This window comes from Candidatus Nitrosacidococcus sp. I8, from assembly GCF_945836005.1.
GTDB lineage: Bacteria > Pseudomonadota > Gammaproteobacteria > Nitrosococcales > Nitrosococcaceae > Nitrosacidococcus.
In genome coordinates this window covers 1,265,265-1,284,622 of the sequence record NZ_OX241534.1, presented here as the reverse complement: position 1 = coordinate 1,284,622, position 19,358 = coordinate 1,265,265, and the positions used below count along the sequence as shown (strand labels likewise).

Here is a 19,358-nt window from a genome sequence, read left to right as displayed (position 1 = left end):
GTCATAAATTAATGAATAACATTTCCATAGATTTTTCAGAAATAAAAACCTTTAATGATTTTTATATTCAATTAAAAATAAAAATAGCAATACCTGACTACTTTGGTAATAATTTAGATGCACTCTATGATTTTTTCAGTGGGGAGGCATCACTACCATTAAATATTGAATTTAACAATATGAGCACAGAGCAGATCAATACTTTCCAATCGCTTATTGAAACCATGGAAGCACTTTCTACTGAAGTGCCTGAAATTTATTTTCATTATTATTAAAAAGATTAATTTTTAGGGTAAAATTATTCCCTTCAATTATTTTTAACCCAATCCAATTTTTATTAACCTAGTATTGCTTATAAAAAAATTTATACTAAGAATGGAGAGGGGATTATACTAATGAGCTCTTCTGCTCATCAATTTCCTACCAGAAATCAAAAACCATCTCTTTGGGCACGGTTTATGTGGACAATGACTGATTTAATTGTCCGCCGATCATATCCTTGTTTTATCACTGGTCTTGAGCACTATAGCCAAACTTCTGGTACCCTTGCCGTCAGCAATCATCGCCGAGATAATGATGGTCCTCTTGTAGCTTCAAAATTATTACTCCGTAAAAACGGAGGCATTGTTGCTCCCTTACCTTCTTTTGCTGCACGGGAAGATCTTTTTGAAAAAAGATTTTTAGCTAATTATCTGCATCGCTGGCCTAGATTTTTACGCTATCTTCTAGGTTTTATTTATTTACGCCCCTTTCTTGTAGGGACTTATCCATTACAACGTACCCATGGACGCGGGCTGGCTAGTGTATTACATGAGGTTGTTGATTATTTAGGTGATATGCCTATCGCAGAAGTATTACGTTCAAAATCTCTAACTTATTATGCTGCCAAACTAAAATTTGATCCAAATGCTACTACAGTAGAGGAGCTATTAAAAAAGCATGAGTATACCCTGTGGCAAGATCGTTATGGGTATCGACACTTCTCAATAAAAGTATTTACTCGCCTTAAGCCTTTCCTGAATGATTTAATTGATCAGCAAATAGATTTTTTTGTACAAATGTTAAATCATGATCAAGTGATCTTATTAGAACCAGAAGGGCAGCTTTCTTTGGATGGTTCCTTGCAACGCCCTAGATCAGCTCTATACGATTTAATTACTCGTCCTAGTAAATCTGTTCAAGTGCTCCCTATCTCAATTACATACGATAGCCTTACTACACAAAAGCAAAGAATATTCATTGACATTCAACCTGAACTCTCAGGCTTAGAAAAGCTGTCTAAACATATTATCGATGAGCAAGTTACACGATCTGTATGGGCGGGATGCCGGGTAACCGGCAGTCAATTGGCTTTCGGCTTTCTACATCTTAATTACTTTAATTCAAAAAACTATTGGTCTGAATTAGAAATGTTTGAGCACGTATATGCTGCTGCTCAACGCTGCCATCAGGGGAAAATTCCTATTGATCCCTGTTTAGAAAATAAAGAAAGCTGCAGATTGCGTATCCTAGATATTTTATCTTGGGGTAGGCAGCAAAAATTCTTTGCTATGGAAGGAGATTTATTGCATATCATGAATCCAGATATGCCTCCACCATGGCTTCCTGATGGATCATCAACCCTGCTTGAATATCTGCGTACTGAATTACTAGAGACGGTAGGAGCATCTCAGGCCTATGCTCTTAGGTTACTACCTGATCTTCATGAAGCCACATTATCTTCCTAGGATAATCAAGTAGTGAAATATAAATATTTATTGCCAAGCTGGTTAAAGGCTTTAATGGTACCTCGGCGTATTTTATTAGTGCTTATCTCTTTAGCTTTGCTCATCACTGTATTTGGGCTATCTGATATCTTTAGAGTACTTGAGCGCTGGCAATTGTTACAGATCAGCACCATATTTATAGTATTTTTATGTGCATTGCTTTATTTAATATTAAAGTGCTGGCAGTTTGGTCATTTAATGGCTATTTCTGGACTGAAAGTATGCTGGCAGCCTTGTGGATTTGCTTTTGCTATTGGTGAAATTTCCCTTACCCTACCTCTAGGTGTTTACTCAGAGAATTATATTTTGCAAAAAACTCAAGGGACTAATTTTTCTGATTCAGCGGCAAGTACTACGGTAATGCTTGCTTTAGAAATTGTCATGCTTATTTTACTTTTAGGCATTATTCCAATCCCAAATTGGCCACAAATACAAGTTGCTTCCTTAGGAGGAATTATTCTCTGCGGCATTGTATTATTTTTAACTAAGGATACTAATTTTTTAATCAATATAGTTAAAAAATATATTACTAGAGACGGCTGGATCGGTACAATTGCTTTAGAAGTTTATTATTTTTTATCCCGTTTGCGGTTAATTAGCCAGCCTTCAGTGCTTTTAAGCAATCTATTTGTTACGACAGTATATATGCTGGCACTTATGTTTGCATTTTACCAAATAGGTGTAGACATGAATGCTAGCTCTTTTTGTTTTGACCAAGCGATTATCATTTACTCTTTTGGGCTATTAATTGCCATGTCGTTTGGTAGCTTACTTAGCCAATTTGGTATTTTGGAGCTCTCTGGTGCAACTGCTGCTCAAGCTTGGGGGATAGATTTGCAAGATGGGCTTGCTATATTACTTTGGTTTCGGCTACTTTGGACCATGAGTGTTTGGATTGTTTGTTTTTTAGTTATTTTCTATCTATGGGGAGATCTAGGTAAAAAAATTATTAAAGATAATTAACCCACCACAATAGACAGTAACCGTTGTACTGAGTCTTTAGTTGCAGACATCTTAGGCAGTCCAGGTAATGCCTCTGCAATTGCAACATCCTGTAATAGATTTACCTGATTCTGTAATACGCTATGTACATAGCCTTTTTCTCGATGATACTCAGCTAAATATTCCTGTTCACTTTGACCTACTGTAGGGATTAGTAGTGCTTTACAGCCAATTTGAGAAAGCTCCATCAAAGTTGTATAACCGGAGCGGGTTACAACAGTGTTAGCCCGGTTTATCATTTCAATTTGCCTCTTCCGATCTAAAAAACTATAAATAGTAATTCGACCATCGTCGGACACAATTTCTGGGTTTTCAGGACGACCTAGTGCAACCACAATTCTACCTTCTAAATTTTTTACCTGTTTCAGGATAATTTCTTCCAAAATAGTGCGCTGAGGTTCTGCTCCTGAGACACTAATAAAACAACGTATATCTTTCTCTACATTAAGAGTTTGCATATCAGCGATAGGGCCAATGAATTTCACCTGATCCCCCCAGTTACACGCCACATTGTGGCATAGATCTCCAGCAAGCCCACTATTTTGTTCTTCATCTGGTATTAGGATTCCTTGGGCTCGGCGTAACAAATGCTGCTGGTTTCGCTCAACAAAGTACTCTAACCAATGGGGACGACCTGGAATAATTTGGCGTAAAGAGTGAAATAAATAATAACTAGGCACTTCAGTAAGTGCCATACCGAACCGGCTATCAGAAATAATCCGATCGTAGCCTTGTGTTTTACATAAATGCTGAGCAAATAACCGTTCTTTTCGATATATCCAAAATACTTCAGGTATAGCTAAGCTCATCCTAATATAGAATGTAGCTGCATACCGACCTAAAGGTTTAGGAATATCTTTAAGTTCATAAAATGTACATCGGTCAGCCAACATGGATCGCAAAAGCATCATAGCACGCCCATAAGATACGACACCTACCTCATGACCTGCGTCTAAAAGAGCACGAATCACGATTAAATCACGAGTAGCATGTCCAAGACCCCAATCATGAACAGCAAATAATACTTTGTGGCTCATATATTATTGAATTTAGGTTGTATAAATAAGTATATTTGTATTTTTTAAATAAAAACTAACTAAACGTATTCTTTTTTTGATAAAGATCATTAAAAAATACAGTTATAATGTGTTATTTTCGATAATTTTACTAGGTTAATTCCACTCCAAGATGAATATTCTGCGTACTAGGTCACAGTTCATTCCGTTTATTTTCTTTATTTTTAGCTTTTTTTCGATAGAAGTAGTATGGGCAACTCAGCATGAAGGATGTTGTGATGCTTCTAAAGCGAGTACACCTGTGCTATCACAGCTCAAGGAAGGCGACGAAGGTGCAACATTTGAAATAAAAATTAATAGGATTGATCCAAAGGCTGGGCATGTTCGAATAGCAATTTATAATAATTCAGAAAATTGGCTTAAAAAGCCAATTTATGCCGCTATTCTTAGTGCTGAAGATACAGATGAAGTAGAGTGGACCATTCACAATATACCTCCTGGCTCCTATGCTTTGGCCTGCTTTCATGATCGGGATATGAGTGGCGATTTTTATATGGGAATTTTAGGGATTAATAGAGAGAGATATTGTTTCTCCCATAATATACAAGCATTTTTTGGACCACCTCATTGGGATCAGGCTAAATTTGATGTAGATGATCACATGGTTAAAGAGCTTAATATTCGTTTGCGTTAAGTGCATTACATTGTATCAATTATTATTTTCTGATCATATTTACTAGAAGAAGATTTAATCTATGGATTGGGAAGGAAGAAGAGAAAGCGATAATGTAGAAGATCAAAGAGGAAGCCCAACCGGTGGGTTAGCCGCTGGAGGTGGTATTGTTGGGTTGGTGATCTATTTATTAGTTACTTTTTTTGGAGGTAGCCCTCAAACTGCTAATCTAGCTTCCCAGGTTGGAGGCAGATTGGCTGATGAATTTATTACTACCCACTCTGATCGCCAGCTTACACCTGATGAAAAGAAAACAGGGAAGTTTGTAGCTACTGTTTTTGCTGATACAGAAGATGTATGGACAGAATTACTAAAAAATACAAAAACTCCTTACAGGTATCCTAAATTGGTATTATTTACTGGACAGGTATCTACGGGTTGTGGAGGAGCTAGTTCAGCAGTAGGACCTTTTTATTGTCCAGTAGATGAAAAAGTATATCTAGATCTAGATTTTTATAACGAGCTTAAGCATCGATTTGGTGCTATAGGCGGGGATTTTTCTATTGCCTATATTATTGCCCATGAGGTAGGTCATCATGTACAAAATATTCTAGGTACTAGTAACCAAGTCAGAAAAGCACAGCAAGGGACCTCCCAAGTAGGTAAAAATAAGCTATCAGTAGCTTTGGAATTACAAGCTGATTTTTATGCAGGCGTATTTGCTCACTATGAGCAAAAATACCTTGATTCTAGGGACATTGATGAAGCTTTAAGTGCTGCCCAAGCAGTAGGTGATGATGCTATTCAAAGAAAAGTACAAAGACAAGTAAATCCTGATTCATTTACCCATGGGACCTCTGAACAAAGAAAGCGCTGGTTTACCAAAGGGTATCAAACAGGAGATATTAATCAAGGCAATATATTTGCACAACTTAAGTAATTACTCGTTGTTCTAATCTTTAATAAGAAAGATTCTCTCTTACTCTAAAAAAACTATGCCTGAGAGTAACCAACATTGGAATTCTCAAAGTTATAAAGAGCATGCTCATTTTGTACCTACTCTTGGTACCCCTATCATAAAGTGGCTAGCTCCAAAACCAGAAGAGTACATTCTTGATTTAGGTTGTGGCGATGGTACCTTAACAGAAAAAATAGCCTCTATAGGTTGTACTGTTGTTGGGGTAGATAGCAGCCCAGAATTTGTTAGTGAAGCATGCTCTCGAGGTATTGATGCAAGATTAATGGATGGGGCAAACTTGCAGTTTAATGAAGAATTTGATGGTGTATTTAGTAATGCAGCACTACATTGGATGAAAGAGAACCATTCTGTAGCAAGAGGCGTATGGAATGCACTTATCCCTAATGGAAGGTTTATTGGAGAGTTTGGTGGAAAGGGAAATATTCAAACCATAGTTATGGTGCTATACGAAGTGTTAGAAAAATATAGCATTAACGCTCACTCTCTTAATCCTTGGTATTTTCCTAGTGTAAAGGAATATCAAGATATGCTTGAATCGGTTGGGTTTGAAATAATAAGAATCATCCAATTTGAACGTCCTACGGTGCTCGCAACGGGTATCCAGCAGTGGGTTAAAGTCTTTGCTCAATCTTTTATTTCTGATCTTCCAATATCTGATCAAATAGCTTGTATTAATATTATACAAAATAAACTCTATCCTTTATTGTACAAAAATAATCAATGGGTAGCTGATTATGTACGTCTACGGTTTGAAGCTAGAAAAATTTAAATACAAATGTCATTAACACCACTGATTAGCACCTATTCCATAAGCAAGTCTTATGGATCTCGTGCTTTATTCTCTAATATTTCTCTAAATTTTTTCCCTAATGAGCGTTTAGGATTAATAGGACCCAATGGGGCTGGAAAATCTACTCTATTAAAAATTCTTGCAGGGGTAGATAGCCCAGATTCCGGGAAGATTATTCAAAAAAATAGCCTCTTTACCACCTATCTTCCTCAAAGTGATCAGCTCGATCCTAGCCAAACTATTGAAGAAATCTTATTTACTTCTTTGCCTAAAGAGGCAGAAAAGAGTGATTATACTCAGCATATTATTCATATTACCCAACAAGCTGGATTTACTCATTTAAATCAAAAAGTAGCAGAATTATCGGGTGGTTGGCGCAAGAAGTTAGCAATTAGCAGAGGATTACTGCAAAAACCGGATTTATTACTCATGGATGAACCCACTAACCATCTAGATTTAGAAGGTGTGTTATGGTTAGAGCAAGTGCTACAAACAGCATCTTTTGCTTTTATTCTAATTAGCCATGATCGTTATTTTTTAGAAAATGTAACCAATAGAATTATTGATTTGAATCGGCAATATCCCGAAGGATACTTAAAAGTAGAGGGTAGTTACAGTACTTTTCTTCAACAAAAAGAAACAATTATTCATCAGCAGCTACAAAAAGAGGAGGTACTGTCTAATAAGGTACAGAGAGAGTTAGCTTGGTTACAGAGAGGTGCAAAGGCTAGAACTTCAAAAGCCAAATTTCGCCTTGATGGTGCAGAACAGCTTAAAAATGAGTTAAAAGAAGTTCAAATCCAAAATCGACAAAGTAAAACTGCTACTATTGATTTTAGTACTACTGAGAGAAAAACTAAAAAATTATTAGAAGCACAAAATATTAGTATAAGCCGAGGAGAAAAAATTCTTTTTAAAAATTTAAGCTTGCAACTCTCTCCAAGCCAATGTTTAGGTATCCTAGGGCGTAATGGCAGTGGAAAAACAACGCTGATTCAGGTTCTAAGGGGAGATCTTAACCCTGAATCTGGCCAGATAATCCGTGCTAATGGATTAAAAATAGTAACTTTCGATCAGCAAAGAGAACAATTAAACCCTGCAGATACATTAAAACGATCTTTATGCCCCTTAGGAGATAATATCTTATTTCAAGGTAATTCAATCCATGTCACAGCTTGGGCAAAACGCTTTTTATTTTCCGAGGAAAAGTTAAATCTTCCTATTTCACAGCTCTCTGGTGGAGAGCAGGCACGAATTTTAATTGCAAACTTAATGTTAAAGCCTGCTGATATTTTATTACTTGATGAACCTACTAATGATCTAGATATTCCAACTCTTGAAGTATTAGAGGAAAATTTAAAGGAGTTTCCGGGTGCTATTATTTTAATTACCCATGATCGCTATTTTTTAGACCGGCTTAGCGATCGGATACTTTATTTAGATGGCAATGGAAAAGTAGAATTTTTTGCAGACTATCATCAGTGGCTCGCACTAAATAATAATCAGCTTGTTAAAAACAACAATCTAATTAGTAACCTTAGTAACCCACACGTTGAGTCTCAAGAAAAAAAAATAGCACAAGGCCTAAGCTATGAAGAACGAAAAGAGTTGAACCGGATAGAACAAAAAATTGCTAAAGCGGAGCAAATCATCACTGATCTACAGCAACAGCTCTACGGATCAGAAGTGAAAAATAATTCAGAGTATTTAGCAGCTTTACACGCACAAATCCAAGAAGCACAAGCTCAAGTAGATCAATTCTACTGCAGGTGGGAGATTCTAGAAGCACGTAATAAAGATAGTTAAATACTAGGTAGCATAACGTACTACTCTAAGCTAAGTTATAATGATAATAAGAATAGATGTAGATTGATATAACAACTGCTTTTTTAGGAGGAAAATGAATGAAAAAACGGGTACTTTACCTAGCACTTGCTATGAGTGCTATTTATAGTAGTACTTCTTTTGCAGAAGATTCATTAATGAAACAAGCTCAATCCCAATTTAAGCCAATTCCTAGTAGCCCTCCCGCATTGCGTAATGGAAAAACGATTACCCCAGAGAAAATTGAACTAGGAAAATGGTTATATTTTGATCCAAGACTTTCTAAGAGTTGGCTTATTAGCTGTAATACTTGCCATAGTGTAGGTCTTGGTGGCGTAGATTTAGAACAGACCTCTATTGGTCATGGGTGGGCAAAAGGACCTCGTAATGCACCTACAGTTCTTAATTCAGTGCTAAATGCTACTCAGTTTTGGGATGGACGAGCAAAGGATTTAGCTGCTCAAGCACAAGGACCTGTGCAAGCAGGGGTAGAAATGAATAATACACCAGAGCGAGTAGAGCGTACTTTAAGAAGTATGCCAGCCTATGTAGAGAGCTTTAAAATAGCTTTCCCTGGAGAAAACAATCCTGTTAATTTTGATAATATGGCAAAAGCCATAGAAGCATTTGAAGCAACCCTATTAACTCCCAATGCACCTTTTGATCAATACCTTAAAGGAGATAACAGGGCTTTAACCGATAATGAGAAATCAGGGTTAAAGCTCTTCATGGATAAGGGTTGTTCTAGTTGTCATAATGGTAAAAACCTAGGCGGGGATAGTTATCATGTTTTTGGAGTAGCAGAAAAACCAAGTAATAAAATCCGTCCTGAAAAAGACAAAGGGCGCTTTAATGTAACTAAAAAATCAGAAGATGAGTATGCTTTTAGAGTACCTCCTCTAAGAAATATTGCCCTTACTCCTCCTTATTTTCATTCAGGACAAGTTTGGGATCTTAAAGATGCGGTTGATATTATGGCAACTACTCAACTTGGGATTCATCTCACTGATCAAGAAAATACATCCATTGTTGCTTTTCTAAAAACACTGACTGGAGATCAACCAAAAGTAGAATATCCAACGCTACCTCCACAAACTAAGGGAACACCTCTACCTATTACTGATTAATAGAGTATATAGAAGGCTAGGTGGCAATGGATTGCCACCTTTAATTAAAGGTAGTTATGCCCCTATTTTTTTATAAAAATTCTAAGCAAAACCAAAAAGATTTGACAGAATTTCCAGACCATGATGCAGATCTCTGTGTTATGTGTGGATTATGCCTGCCTCATTGTCCTACCTATCAGCTAACCAGCGATGAAAATGAATCTCCCCGGGGGAGAATTGCCTTAATACGGGCAGTAACTCGAGGGAAAATACCTCCTACTCCAAAATTGCTAGGACACTTAGATCGTTGCTTAACTTGTAGAGCTTGTGAATCTGTATGCCCTTCTCTTGTACCTTATGGAAAGCTTATTGATTCAGTGCGTAGCAAATTTTATACGCACCAATCAATAAAAAAGAAAATAAGTAAATATTTTATTCATAGATGGGCTATTCCCTACCCAACAGTGCTACGTAATCTTGGAAGACTAGCAAGGATTGCCCAAATTATAAAAGCAGATAAATTATTGCACTTTTTGGGACTAAAATCACTGATAGCACTTATTCCTAAACTCCCTGCCTTACATTCTTGGCAAGCGTTCTACACAGCTCAAGGAGTAGAACAAGGAAAAGTTGCTTTATTTAAAGGTTGTGTTGCCGACATTATAGAACAGTCTTTGTTATTAGACAGTGTGCAGCTTTTGAATCAATTAGGATATAGTGTTTATATGCCTAAAAATCAGGTATGCTGTGGTGCTTTAGCAAAACATGATGGAAAAGCAGAACAAGCCCTATCTCTAGCACTACAAAACACAGAGGCTTTTAAAGACTTTACCATTGAGAAGATTATCTGTACTGCAAGTGGCTGTGCTACAAGTCTGATTGAATATCCCCAATGGGCTGGAAAGGCACAAGAGGAGACCCGGATTAATATTAATAAATTTTCCGCTAAGATCCGAGATATTAATCAATTCTTATTTGAAATAAATTGGGCTTCTAGAGTAAAAATTAAACCGCTTACAAAACGTATTGCAATTCATGAGCCTTGTAGTTTACGTAATACTCTTAATCAGCAAGGAGTAATCCATAATTTATTAAAGCATATTCCCAATGCTGAAATTTTTTCATTGCCCAATAATCACCGGTGCTGTGGTGCCGCAGGAAGCTATATGATTACTCAGCCTGAAATTGCACAGACCCTCCGTGAAGATAAAATCAACTCATTAAAAAAAATGAGTCCTGATATACTAGTAACAGCAAATATAGGCTGTTCTTTATACTTATCTGCAGGTATAAAGGCTGCTAATCTACCTATAGAAATTGTTCATCCTGCACAATTATTAGCTCGCCAAATTAGTTTGCAGTAGAATCTATATCTTGTATAAACAAATAATTCCCTCTGGTTTTTACATATCATATAAAGGCCATCTTTAATAAGGAAAATTTATAGGGTAATTCAATGGAAGAGATAAAGTTTTCACAGATTGATCAATTCATCATTAATTTTGATGATGCACTGAAAACAATTTTTGGCCCGCTTAAACCTGCGGATCGCCCCAATCCAGCACTAAATATAGAGGAAGGAGTATTAAGTGAGGCAGAAAAAAACCTCTCCGGAAAACTGATGAGAGTAAATCATGCAGGAGAAATTGCGGCACAAGCTTTATATCGGGGACAAGCCCTTACTGCTCGTCTTGAAGAAGTAAGATCGGTTATGGATCATTCTGCTCAAGAAGAAAATGATCACTTGGTGTGGTGTAGGTATCGAGTGCAGGAGCTGGGTACCCATACTAGCTATTTAGATATTTTTTGGTATGGCGGCTCTTTTATGATTGGTGTACTGGCAGGCATTGCTGGAGACAAATGGAGCTTAGGTTTTGTTACTGAGACAGAATATCAAGTGGTAAAGCATCTAGAGGAACATTTAGAAAAATTTCCTGCCCACGATATGCGCACCCGGGCAATTGTAGAGCAAATGAAGCAAGATGAATTTGAGCATGCAATTACAGCGATAGAATCAGGTGGTATAGAGCTTCCTGTACTTATAAAAACAATCATGAAAATCACTTCAAAAATCATGACTCGAACCGCTTATTGGATATAGTATTTTAATATTTGTTAAACAGCCATCTAATAAACTATAGGAGTAGACTATGAATTCTAATGAGAATAACCCGCAAGAAAGACCTGAATATAGTAAACGCCCCATTCCTAATCGTCCTAGCTATAGGCAAGCAAAAAATAAGAGCCGTTTTATGTCTATAGCTTTGCTTACCCTACTTATCGTTGTAGCCTTAGGTGGTGCAGGGTGGTGGTATTTAAATAAAGGAAATTCTGGAAACAATGAGTCCCTAATTGCCTCCTCTGGAGGGGAAGATACGTCATGGGCTGATGATGAAGAAATAGCTACTAACAAACAAACTCAAAGTAATACTAATGATCTAGAAGATAATTTCTCTAATGACGATTTTTACTCCCCTGCTGTTAGTGCTAAATCATCTGCTTCCGATGAGGATGATTTTAAGAGTATCATGGATCAATTGGATAATCCTAATCTAAACAACGGGGATAGCACTAATGATCTAGCAGATTTGGATAAGGAATTAAATGAATCTAGCATAGATAGTGACATTAGTACTGCTTCACTGCAAGATAAAGTAAAGGAGCAAGGACAGAGTACTATTACAGCACCAGATAATAAAAGTATAACTTCTAAAGCTAAAGAGTCCGCTCAAAATAGCCTTTCTTATTTGAAAGAACAAGGAGAAAAAGTAAAAGAATCTACGCAAAATCTGCTCACCAAAAAGGAAGCTGAACCTAAATCTATACCACCTATTTCTGTACCGGAAATGGGAATCTCATCTACCTCAAAATCAGCATCTAATAAAGTGAGTAGCCAATCGGCATCTAATTATCAGAGTAACTCTTCTACAGATATAGTTACAGTAATGCCTGGAGATAGCTTATCTTCTATCGCACGACAAGTGTATGGCGACGGTACCAAATGGAAAATCATCTATGAAGCTAATCGGGATAAATTGAAAAGCCCTAATGCTATATTTGCAGGAATGAAATTAGTTATTCCTGAAAACTAATTTTTCGAAGCTAAATAAAAGAAGCAAAAAAAATAAGGGTAGATTTATCTACCCTTATTTCTCTTATGAACTAGTTAGGGCACCTGCTGATTAATTACGATAGCTACCGGATCGGCTGGAGTAGCGGGAAGTGTCCCTTCTGCATACCCTTCAAAATCTCCACTTTGAGGAACTGGGTTTCCTGAGAAAGAAATTCTTGCTCCAACTTTAAATTCGCTAAAATTTGACATTTTAAAGTTAGGTGCCATAGATTTAGAATCATCTAAAACGACGGTTAAAGGCAGATCTTTAACTTGCTTACGTACAGCTGCTAGGGGTATTGGAGGTCCTTTTGCTGCTTTTGCAAAAATAAATACAGTGGCAGAATTATCTATTTTTTTACCAATTTCAGAGTCCAAAGAGACCTGAACTTCAATTCTTGGTGGCTCAGTACTTGCAGTTGTACTTTCTGAATTCCCTTCATTGCTTACTGGACTGCTACTTGCCACATCCCCCATTCCAGAATCGGTAAGTTGTGCTAAATGAGCTCGCACCATTTTTTCTTCTTCACTTCCCGGGGTTAATTGAGAAGCTAATTGTTGTAAATAGCCCTTTGCTTCTTCTTTACGGTTAGCTTGAAGTGCATTGATTGAAGCAAACCAAAGTGCTTTTGGATAATCAGGTGCTACTATTAAAGCTCGTTGAATCAGTTTCTGTGGAGCACCTTGGAGGCCTCTACCTTGATTTCCTGCAAGTGCCTCTGCCAAATCTAAAATAACATCTGGGTTTTGATCATCTAAAACATAGGCATGACTTAGTGCCTCTGCAGCATTTGAAAACTCATTGGTTGAGAGATAACTACGCCCTAGCATTCGCCATCCTTGGATATCATCGGGATTTTCAGCTAATTTATCTTGAAGACTGCCAATAGCGTGGTGCATAGAATTCATTTCCTGCTTAGAGTTCTCTTCTACTGCAAGTTGTTCACTAACTTCGTTACCAGAGCCTAGCTTCCAATATATTAAAGAAGCTAGGGAAGGGAGTATAAACACAAGCATTAATGCTACTAACCAATGGCGCTTTATCTCTAAATGAGTCAGACGATGAGTAGCAGCTAAATCCGATGCCATCGCTTCTTCCAGCTCATGGCGAGCTTGGGAAAATTGACTTTCTGTTATAGTGCCACTTTTTAAGTCAGTTTTTAATTCTTGTAACCGTTCCTTGTAGATAGCAATCTCTGCAGTTGTTTCATCATCTTCCTTTAGCGTACTGCGTTGCAATAGAGGAGTAAGTAAAAATCCTAATGCAAATAAAGACATTACCCCTGCAATAATCCAGAATGTTGAAAAAGGGGTCATGAATTAATCCTCATCCTCTAAAATTTTAGCCATCCGCTGATGCTCTGAATCAGACAGGGTTGGTGTTAACATTTGGTTACGTTTTCGCATCGTAACAATAAATACTCCAAATCCAAATAAAAAAAGTAATCCTGGTCCAAACCAAAGCAAATAAGTGTTCCATTGAACTGGAGGGCGGAAAAGTACAAAATCACCATAGCGATCGACTAAGAAATCTACAATTTCTTGATCACTTAACCCTTTCACCATTTGCTGATAGACTTCTCTTCGCATATCTCCTGCTAAATCAGCATGAGAATCTGCAAGAGATTGGTTTTGACACACAAGGCATCTTAACTCACTTGCCAATTCCCTAAATCTAAGTTCTTGTTCCGGACTTTCAAAATCATAAGCACCTAAATCAGTTGCAGCAAAAATTAGATGATTTACTCCTATTAGAGCAAATATAAAAAATAGTATTCGTATCATCGCTATCCCCTATTTGTATTTAACGATTCAATTAGAGGAAGTATTTCCTTTTCAAGAACAGGCCAGGTTAAAGGACCAATTTGTTTATACCGAATGACACCCCCTGAATCAACGATAAAGGATTCAGGTACACCGTATACGCCCCAATCCATACCTACTCGTCCATCAATGTCTACAGCAATCATAGTGTAGGGATTACCTAAATCAGCGAGCCAATTTAATGCCGCATCTCGTTTATCTTTGTAGTTTAAGCCAATGATAGGCAGTTGGGGTCTTTCTTTTGCGAGTCGAAGCAAAACTTCATGCTCTGCTCGACAAGCAACACACCAGCTTGCCCATACATTAACAATACTTGTTTTACCTAAAAAAGTATTTCGAGATATATTCTCATTAGCAGCGTGGAGTCTAGGTACTGTAAATTCTGGTGCATCCTTCCCAATGAGGGGAGAGGGAATCTTACGAGGATCCCTCTGTAAACCAAAAGCAAAAAATACAACTAAAACAACAAAAACGATTAAAGGCGTAGTGTAACGTAACATTAAGCTTTTGCCGCCTCTATCGGTTGTTGAACTTTTAATTTAGCATGCTTTTGTATGCCTACTCGATATCTTCTATCGCTGGCTGCAATTACACCACCTATAGCCATAAATAAACCACCAAACCAAATCCAGCGAACAAAAGGCTTATATTGGACTCGTAAGCTCCATTTTCCCTCTCCAAGATCTTCCCCTAAGGCAACGAATAAATCCCTGAATAATCCACCGTAGATACCAGCTTCGGTCATAGGAGAAGTTTGTACGAGATAAGTCCGCTTTTGTGGTTTAAGAGTAGTCACTAATTCGCCGTTTTTTAGAATAGAAACGTCACCCTCAATCGCATTATAGTTAGGTCCTCTTACCCTGTGAATCGAGTTAAGACGAAATTCATAAGCACCGAGTGTTGCCGACTCTCCTTTATTTACACTCACATCTCGCTCTAATCCGTAAATAGAAGTCACGGTTACTCCAATAATAGACACTGCAAATCCTAAGTGGGCTAAAGACATTCCTACAAAACTTCGTGGGATCGCAAAAATTCCTGAAGAGATTTTTTCTCTATTTTGAATCCGATTCCAAATACCAAGAAAGGTTGTTAGAATCACCCAAATAGCCATAGTAATGCCGGCTACTCCAGCTAGCGTATTTATTTCATGGGCAAGATAAGGAGCTGAAGCACCAAGCCCCATACTAATAACAAATAATAGACTTCTCTTTTTTAAGATTTCCATCATTTCTTGCTGTTTCCAACGGGCAAAAGTACCAATACCTAAAAGAAAGGCAAGAACAATCATTAATGGGATAAAGATAGTATCGAAATAAGGAGGGCCTACTGAAATTTTACCTAAATTTAATCCTTCAAGGAGCAATGGATAAAGTGTACCTAAAAAGATACTTCCAGCAGCTACAACTAAAACTACATTATTAGCTAATAGAAACCCTTCTCTTGAAATCAAATTAAATCGCCCTGTATCTAATATCTTAGGGGCACGTACTGCATAAAGTAGAAGAGATCCACCTACTGCAATTCCTAGTAGAACTAGAATAAATATTCCACGAGTAGGATCGGTTGCAAAAGCATGTACAGAAGTAAGCACCCCTGAGCGAACTAAGAAAGTACCTAATAAACTTAGAGAAAAAGCAAAAATTGCTAATAATACAGTCCAGCGTTTAAAAGCATCTCTTTTCTCAGTTACAGCTAAAGAGTGAATCAATGCTGTGCCTACTAACCAAGGCATAAAAGAAGCATTTTCTACCGGATCCCAAAACCACCAGCCACCCCAACCAAGCTCATAGTAGGACCACCAGCTTCCTATAGTAATTCCAATAGATAAGAATAGCCATGCAACTACAGTCCAAGGACGAGACCAACGTGCCCAAGCAGCATCTAATCTTTTTCCAATAAGAGCAGCAATTGCAAAACTAAATACCACTGAAAAACCTACATAACCCATATAGAGCATAGGGGGATGCATAACTAGCCCTGGATCTTGTAATAGTGGGTTTAAGTCTTGTCCATCTAAGGGCGCAGGGAATAAGCGTAAAAATGGATTTGAAGTAAAAATAATAAATGCTAAGAATCCTACATTTATCATTCCCATGACTGCTAGTACTCTTGCAATGTAAATCAGAGGAATGCTCCGACTAAATATAGCAACAGCAGCAGTCCAAAAACTTAAAATAAGACTCCACAGCAGTATAGAACCTTCATGGGATCCCCAAATAGCTGCAAAGCGATAATGAAGGGGTAGAGCAGAATTAGAATTACTTGCTACATAAGCGACTGAAAAATCATTGGTCATAAAACTAATCGCAAGACTAATAAATGCAATGACTACAAATAAGCACTGACCATAGGCTGCAGTGCGTGCTACATTCATCCAGCCTACAATACCACGTTGAGCACCAATTAGCGGTAATGAAGCTTGGGCAAGTGCTAAAGTGAGCGCCAGAATTAATGCAAAATGACCAAGTTCTGGGATCATAATCTTTTCTCCATCTTAATCTTTAGTTTTAACTAAGGAACTAGCCACTTCTGGAGGCATATATTTTTCATCGTGCTTTGCTAATACCTCAGTTGCTTCAAGTACTTTATTAGGACCTAATTTACCCAAAGCAACAATCCCTTGACCTTCACGGAATAAATCAGGAAGAATACCGCTATAGACAACAATCATTGATTTATCGTTATCAGTAATTTCAAATTTCATACTCAAGCTACCACTTTCTCTTTTTACACTACCATTAACCACTAAGCCACCTACTCGAATCATGGTATCCATAGGTACTTCACCGGCAGCAACTTGGCTTGGGCTATAGAAAAAAAGAATATTTTTGTTAAAGGCTTTTAAGCCAAGTCCAGTAGCGATGGCTACTCCAACCACTACTAGTGCGATCATAGCAAATCGTCTTTGACGTACAGTCATGATTGTTCTTCCTCCCGCCGTATTTGGCGAATTACCTGGCGATGCCGAATTTGAGCATGTATAATATTGCCTATGAGTACAAGGGCAGCAATTCCATAGGCTGTCCACACATAAAAGGCATATCCACCCATATGGATGAATTCTTGTAATGCATTCATAAGTCTATATAAAACTGTTTCACACTAATAAAAAGTATTCAAAATAGGAATATCTACGAAGAGATAATTCGTTTTACCCATCCACTTTTACGCTCCCGATCAAGGATTTCAGATTGGGTTCGATACAGCACAAAAGCGCCATAATAAATCATAAAAGCAATAGCCATTATCAATAATGGGACTAACATGCCCCAATAAATAGAAGGAGCACCAAATTTTGTTACGGTAGGTCCTTGATGTAGTGTATTCCACCATTCTACGGAATAGTGAATAATGGGTAAATCTACAATACCTACTAGGGCTAAAATGCCAGCAGCTCTCGCCGCTTGTCTAGGATCTTCAATGGCCGATTCTAGTGCCATATACCCTAAATAAAGAAATAAAAGTACAAGCTCAGAGGTAAGGCGTGCATCCCAAACCCACCAAGCACCCCACATGGGCTTTCCCCATAAGGATCCAGTTACTAGTGCTAAAAATGTAAATGATGCACCTATAGGGGCACTGACACTACCAATAATTTCAGCAATTTTTACCCGCCAAATTAAAGCGATAGCTCCACAAGAAGCCATCACCATATAGATAAATAGCGACATCCAAGCGCTTGGCACGTGAATAAAGATAATTCGGTAACTATCTCCTTGCTGGTAATCGGTAGGTGCAATCGCTAATCCCCAAATAAGACCAACGATTGTAAGTAATAATCCAATACGTTTTAACCATGGGATTAGGCGATCTGCCCATACGTAAAAATACTTTGGTGATGCTAAGTGTCGATAATAGCGATGAAAAGGTAGGTAGTGCATTTTTAAATTAACTCATTCGAATACATAAGGCTGATGAAGTCGCCATTGGTGCTAAGCTGACAGCAAGTGCTAATAGAGCACTGAGAAGATAAATCTGCCCATCAGCAGGTAATCCTCTAGCTGCACTTTCTACTGCTCCAGCACTAAAAATTAAAATAGGAACATATAAAGGAAGTAATAATAAAGTAAGTAATAAACCGCCTTGTCTTAGTCCTACAGTTAAAGCGACACCCACCGCACCTACTAAGCTAAGTGCTGGGGTACTAATTAAAAGAGTAACTAGAAGTATGACTAAAGGCCAACCTGAAATACCAAATAATAGCCCAAGTAGAGGAGCAAGTAGAATTAAAGGTAATCCAGTCACTAGCCAATGAGCAAATATTTTTGCAAGAATTAGAAATGATAAAGGATGTGGGCTTAAAATAAGTTGCTCCAAGCTTCCATCATTAAAATCAGATCTAAATATGGCTTCTAAAGAAAGCAAGGTTGCCAGCAAGGCCGAAACCCAGATAATTCCTGGTGCAATTTGCTTTAATACTGCTGCCTCTGGACCAATTCCTAGAGGAAAAACGCTGGCTATCATCAGGAAAAAAAGTAATGGATTTGCAGCATCGCTGCGATGTCTAAACACTAAAAGTAAATCACGCTTTACAAGCCACCAGCAAGCTTGAAACAAAGTGGATGAATCATTCATGAATATTTATAAAAATTATTACGATGAAATTGCTGAAGAAATATTTAACGCCTGAGCTCCAGCAACATTAACACTATGATGGCTTGTGAAAATTACCATTCCGCCGTTTTTTCCATGGACTTCTAATAGAGAAGCTATCGTTTTAACTGCTTCTTTATCTAGTGCTGTAAAGGGTTCATCTAAAAGCCATAATTCTGCACGGTTAACCAACAACCTAGCTAAGGCTAGGCGTCGTCGTTGTCCTGCTGAAAGAAAGCGACCTGGCAGGGATTGTAATTTAAGTAAACCGACTTGATATAGGGCTTCTTTAACCTCTATTCCTCCTCCATTTAGGGCTTTAGCAATAGTTAAGTTTTCTGAAACAGTAAGATCAGCTTTAATAGCATCGGTATGTCCTACATAAGCTAAATTACTATAGTAAGTTGGTTTTACTTTATTAATAGGTTGGTTACCCCAAAGTATATTTCCTTTTTCTGGGATAAGTAACCCGCAAAGCAAGCGGAGTAGGGTTGTTTTTCCAGCTCCATTTTGCCCAGTAACTTCAAAAATATCTCCAGGATTGAGAGTAAGAGAAATATTTTTAAATAGCAAGCGATCACCTCTACGGCAAGAAAGTCCTTCCACTTTTAATTGAGCTTGATCTCGCTCTTGTGTTTTATTATCCATAAAATATGGCTTGCTATTTTTA

The 19,358-nt window shown here is 37.6% G+C and carries 21 protein-coding genes; 11 read left to right on the top strand and 10 right to left on the bottom strand.

Features of this window, described 5'->3' with window-relative positions; genetic code table 11:
• Window positions 1-11: 11 nt before the first annotated feature.
• From OOL07_RS06360 to OOL07_RS06350, 3 genes are all read left to right on the top strand, one after another.
• Window positions 12-275 carry a barstar family protein gene (locus OOL07_RS06360; RefSeq protein ID WP_264695699.1) on the top strand — a complete coding sequence of 88 codons (264 nt, stop codon included), beginning with the start codon at window positions 12-14 and terminating at the stop codon, window positions 273-275.
• Between the two features lie 120 nt (window positions 276-395).
• On the top strand, window positions 396-1,727 hold the full coding sequence (locus tag OOL07_RS06355) for a lysophospholipid acyltransferase family protein (RefSeq protein ID WP_264695698.1): 1,332 nt from the start codon (window positions 396-398) through the stop codon (window positions 1,725-1,727).
• A 12-nt stretch (window positions 1,728-1,739) separates the two neighbouring features.
• Window positions 1,740-2,729: a lysylphosphatidylglycerol synthase domain-containing protein gene (locus OOL07_RS06350; protein WP_264695696.1), complete on the top strand. Its 990-nt coding sequence runs from the start codon at window positions 1,740-1,742 to the stop codon at window positions 2,727-2,729.
• On the opposite strand, the gene OOL07_RS06345 is transcribed toward OOL07_RS06350, so the two are convergent.
• On the bottom strand, window positions 2,726-3,805 hold the full coding sequence (locus OOL07_RS06345; protein ID WP_264695694.1) for a glycosyltransferase family protein: 1,080 nt from the start codon (window positions 3,803-3,805) through the stop codon (window positions 2,726-2,728). The genes OOL07_RS06350 and OOL07_RS06345 overlap by 4 nt on opposite strands.
• 151 nt (window positions 3,806-3,956) lie before the next feature.
• Between OOL07_RS06345 and OOL07_RS06340 the strand changes: the two genes are divergently transcribed.
• The 8 genes from OOL07_RS06340 to OOL07_RS06305 all read left to right on the top strand — a co-directional run bounded on the left by OOL07_RS06340 (window position 3,957) and on the right by OOL07_RS06305 (window position 12,248).
• Entirely contained in the window at window positions 3,957-4,478 is a 522-nt protein-coding gene (locus OOL07_RS06340; protein ID WP_264695693.1) for a DUF2141 domain-containing protein, read from the top strand.
• Between the two features lie 61 nt (window positions 4,479-4,539).
• Window positions 4,540-5,397, top strand: coding sequence for a KPN_02809 family neutral zinc metallopeptidase (ypfJ, locus tag OOL07_RS06335; RefSeq protein ID WP_264695692.1), 858 nt, complete (start codon window positions 4,540-4,542; stop codon window positions 5,395-5,397).
• A gap of 55 nt (window positions 5,398-5,452) precedes the next feature.
• Window positions 5,453-6,205: a class I SAM-dependent methyltransferase gene (locus tag OOL07_RS06330; protein WP_264695691.1), complete on the top strand. Its 753-nt coding sequence runs from the start codon at window positions 5,453-5,455 to the stop codon at window positions 6,203-6,205.
• A 6-nt stretch (window positions 6,206-6,211) separates the two neighbouring features.
• Window positions 6,212-8,032, top strand: a complete 1,821-nt coding sequence (gene abc-f, locus OOL07_RS06325; protein WP_264695689.1) for a ribosomal protection-like ABC-F family protein — start codon at window positions 6,212-6,214, stop codon at window positions 8,030-8,032.
• A 98-nt stretch (window positions 8,033-8,130) separates the two neighbouring features.
• On the top strand, window positions 8,131-9,177 hold the full coding sequence (locus tag OOL07_RS06320; protein ID WP_264695688.1) for a cytochrome-c peroxidase: 1,047 nt from the start codon (window positions 8,131-8,133) through the stop codon (window positions 9,175-9,177).
• Between the two features lie 101 nt (window positions 9,178-9,278).
• On the top strand, window positions 9,279-10,520 hold the full coding sequence (locus OOL07_RS06315) for a (Fe-S)-binding protein (RefSeq protein ID WP_264695686.1): 1,242 nt from the start codon (window positions 9,279-9,281) through the stop codon (window positions 10,518-10,520).
• Between the two features lie 92 nt (window positions 10,521-10,612).
• Window positions 10,613-11,257, top strand: coding sequence for a 2-polyprenyl-3-methyl-6-methoxy-1,4-benzoquinone monooxygenase (gene coq7 / locus OOL07_RS06310; RefSeq protein ID WP_264695684.1), 645 nt, complete (start codon window positions 10,613-10,615; stop codon window positions 11,255-11,257).
• Window positions 11,258-11,306: 49 nt separating this feature from the next.
• Window positions 11,307-12,248, top strand: a complete 942-nt coding sequence (locus tag OOL07_RS06305; protein ID WP_264695682.1) for a LysM peptidoglycan-binding domain-containing protein — start codon at window positions 11,307-11,309, stop codon at window positions 12,246-12,248.
• Window positions 12,249-12,322: 74 nt separating this feature from the next.
• On the opposite strand, the gene ccmI is transcribed toward OOL07_RS06305, so the two are convergent.
• Genes ccmI through ccmA form a run of 9 tightly spaced genes read right to left on the bottom strand, consistent with a single transcriptional unit; the run spans window position 12,323 to window position 19,336 of the window.
• Window positions 12,323-13,585, bottom strand: a complete 1,263-nt coding sequence (ccmI, locus tag OOL07_RS06300) for a c-type cytochrome biogenesis protein CcmI (protein ID WP_264695681.1) — start codon at window positions 13,583-13,585, stop codon at window positions 12,323-12,325.
• Window positions 13,586-13,588: 3 nt separating this feature from the next.
• Entirely contained in the window at window positions 13,589-14,053 is a 465-nt protein-coding gene (locus tag OOL07_RS06295; RefSeq protein ID WP_264695679.1) for a cytochrome c-type biogenesis protein, read from the bottom strand.
• A 2-nt stretch (window positions 14,054-14,055) separates the two neighbouring features.
• Window positions 14,056-14,592 carry a DsbE family thiol:disulfide interchange protein gene (locus OOL07_RS06290; RefSeq protein WP_264695677.1) on the bottom strand — a complete coding sequence of 179 codons (537 nt, stop codon included), beginning with the start codon at window positions 14,590-14,592 and terminating at the stop codon, window positions 14,056-14,058.
• Complete coding sequence (locus OOL07_RS06285) at window positions 14,592-16,574, bottom strand: heme lyase CcmF/NrfE family subunit (RefSeq protein WP_264695675.1); 1,983 nt, start codon at window positions 16,572-16,574, stop codon at window positions 14,592-14,594. The genes OOL07_RS06290 and OOL07_RS06285 overlap by 1 nt, the downstream gene beginning before the upstream one ends.
• A gap of 15 nt (window positions 16,575-16,589) precedes the next feature.
• On the bottom strand, window positions 16,590-17,015 hold the full coding sequence (ccmE, locus tag OOL07_RS06280; protein WP_264695673.1) for a cytochrome c maturation protein CcmE: 426 nt from the start codon (window positions 17,013-17,015) through the stop codon (window positions 16,590-16,592).
• Entirely contained in the window at window positions 17,012-17,173 is a 162-nt protein-coding gene (ccmD, locus tag OOL07_RS06275) for a heme exporter protein CcmD (protein ID WP_264695671.1), read from the bottom strand. Before ccmD ends, ccmE begins: the two co-directional genes overlap by 4 nt.
• A gap of 53 nt (window positions 17,174-17,226) precedes the next feature.
• Complete coding sequence (locus OOL07_RS06270) at window positions 17,227-17,976, bottom strand: heme ABC transporter permease (protein ID WP_264695670.1); 750 nt, start codon at window positions 17,974-17,976, stop codon at window positions 17,227-17,229.
• 7 nt (window positions 17,977-17,983) lie between these two features.
• A complete protein-coding gene (gene ccmB, locus OOL07_RS06265; RefSeq protein WP_264695669.1) occupies window positions 17,984-18,670 on the bottom strand; it encodes a heme exporter protein CcmB in 687 nt (228 codons plus the stop codon).
• An 18-nt stretch (window positions 18,671-18,688) separates the two neighbouring features.
• Window positions 18,689-19,336, bottom strand: coding sequence for a cytochrome c biogenesis heme-transporting ATPase CcmA (gene ccmA / locus OOL07_RS06260; protein WP_264695667.1), 648 nt, complete (start codon window positions 19,334-19,336; stop codon window positions 18,689-18,691).
• Window positions 19,337-19,358 lie beyond the last annotated feature (22 nt).

Excerpts from the sequence above, each read along its gene's own strand:
- ccmD (WP_264695671.1), bottom strand. The coding sequence starts at position 17,173 with ATGAATGCATTACAAGAATTCATCCATATGGGTGGATATGCCTTTTAT.
- abc-f (WP_264695689.1), top strand. The coding sequence starts at position 6,212 with ATGTCATTAACACCACTGATTAGCACCTATTCCATAAGCAAGTCTTAT.
- OOL07_RS06330 (WP_264695691.1), top strand. The coding sequence starts at position 5,453 with ATGCCTGAGAGTAACCAACATTGGAATTCTCAAAGTTATAAAGAGCAT.
- OOL07_RS06295 (WP_264695679.1), bottom strand. The coding sequence starts at position 14,053 with ATGATACGAATACTATTTTTTATATTTGCTCTAATAGGAGTAAATCAT.
- OOL07_RS06305 (WP_264695682.1), top strand. The coding sequence starts at position 11,307 with ATGAATTCTAATGAGAATAACCCGCAAGAAAGACCTGAATATAGTAAA.
- ccmE (WP_264695673.1), bottom strand. The coding sequence starts at position 17,015 with ATGACTGTACGTCAAAGACGATTTGCTATGATCGCACTAGTAGTGGTT.
- ccmA (WP_264695667.1), bottom strand. The coding sequence starts at position 19,336 with ATGGATAATAAAACACAAGAGCGAGATCAAGCTCAATTAAAAGTGGAA.
- ccmB (WP_264695669.1), bottom strand. The coding sequence starts at position 18,670 with ATGAATGATTCATCCACTTTGTTTCAAGCTTGCTGGTGGCTTGTAAAG.
- OOL07_RS06345 (WP_264695694.1), bottom strand. The coding sequence starts at position 3,805 with ATGAGCCACAAAGTATTATTTGCTGTTCATGATTGGGGTCTTGGACAT.
- ccmI (WP_264695681.1), bottom strand. The coding sequence starts at position 13,585 with ATGACCCCTTTTTCAACATTCTGGATTATTGCAGGGGTAATGTCTTTA.
- coq7 (WP_264695684.1), top strand. The coding sequence starts at position 10,613 with ATGGAAGAGATAAAGTTTTCACAGATTGATCAATTCATCATTAATTTT.
- OOL07_RS06340 (WP_264695693.1), top strand. The coding sequence starts at position 3,957 with ATGAATATTCTGCGTACTAGGTCACAGTTCATTCCGTTTATTTTCTTT.
- OOL07_RS06320 (WP_264695688.1), top strand. The coding sequence starts at position 8,131 with ATGAAAAAACGGGTACTTTACCTAGCACTTGCTATGAGTGCTATTTAT.
- OOL07_RS06270 (WP_264695670.1), bottom strand. The coding sequence starts at position 17,976 with ATGCACTACCTACCTTTTCATCGCTATTATCGACACTTAGCATCACCA.
- OOL07_RS06285 (WP_264695675.1), bottom strand. The coding sequence starts at position 16,574 with ATGATCCCAGAACTTGGTCATTTTGCATTAATTCTGGCGCTCACTTTA.
- OOL07_RS06360 (WP_264695699.1), top strand. The coding sequence starts at position 12 with ATGAATAACATTTCCATAGATTTTTCAGAAATAAAAACCTTTAATGAT.
- OOL07_RS06290 (WP_264695677.1), bottom strand. The coding sequence starts at position 14,592 with ATGTTACGTTACACTACGCCTTTAATCGTTTTTGTTGTTTTAGTTGTA.
- OOL07_RS06355 (WP_264695698.1), top strand. The coding sequence starts at position 396 with ATGAGCTCTTCTGCTCATCAATTTCCTACCAGAAATCAAAAACCATCT.
- ypfJ (WP_264695692.1), top strand. The coding sequence starts at position 4,540 with ATGGATTGGGAAGGAAGAAGAGAAAGCGATAATGTAGAAGATCAAAGA.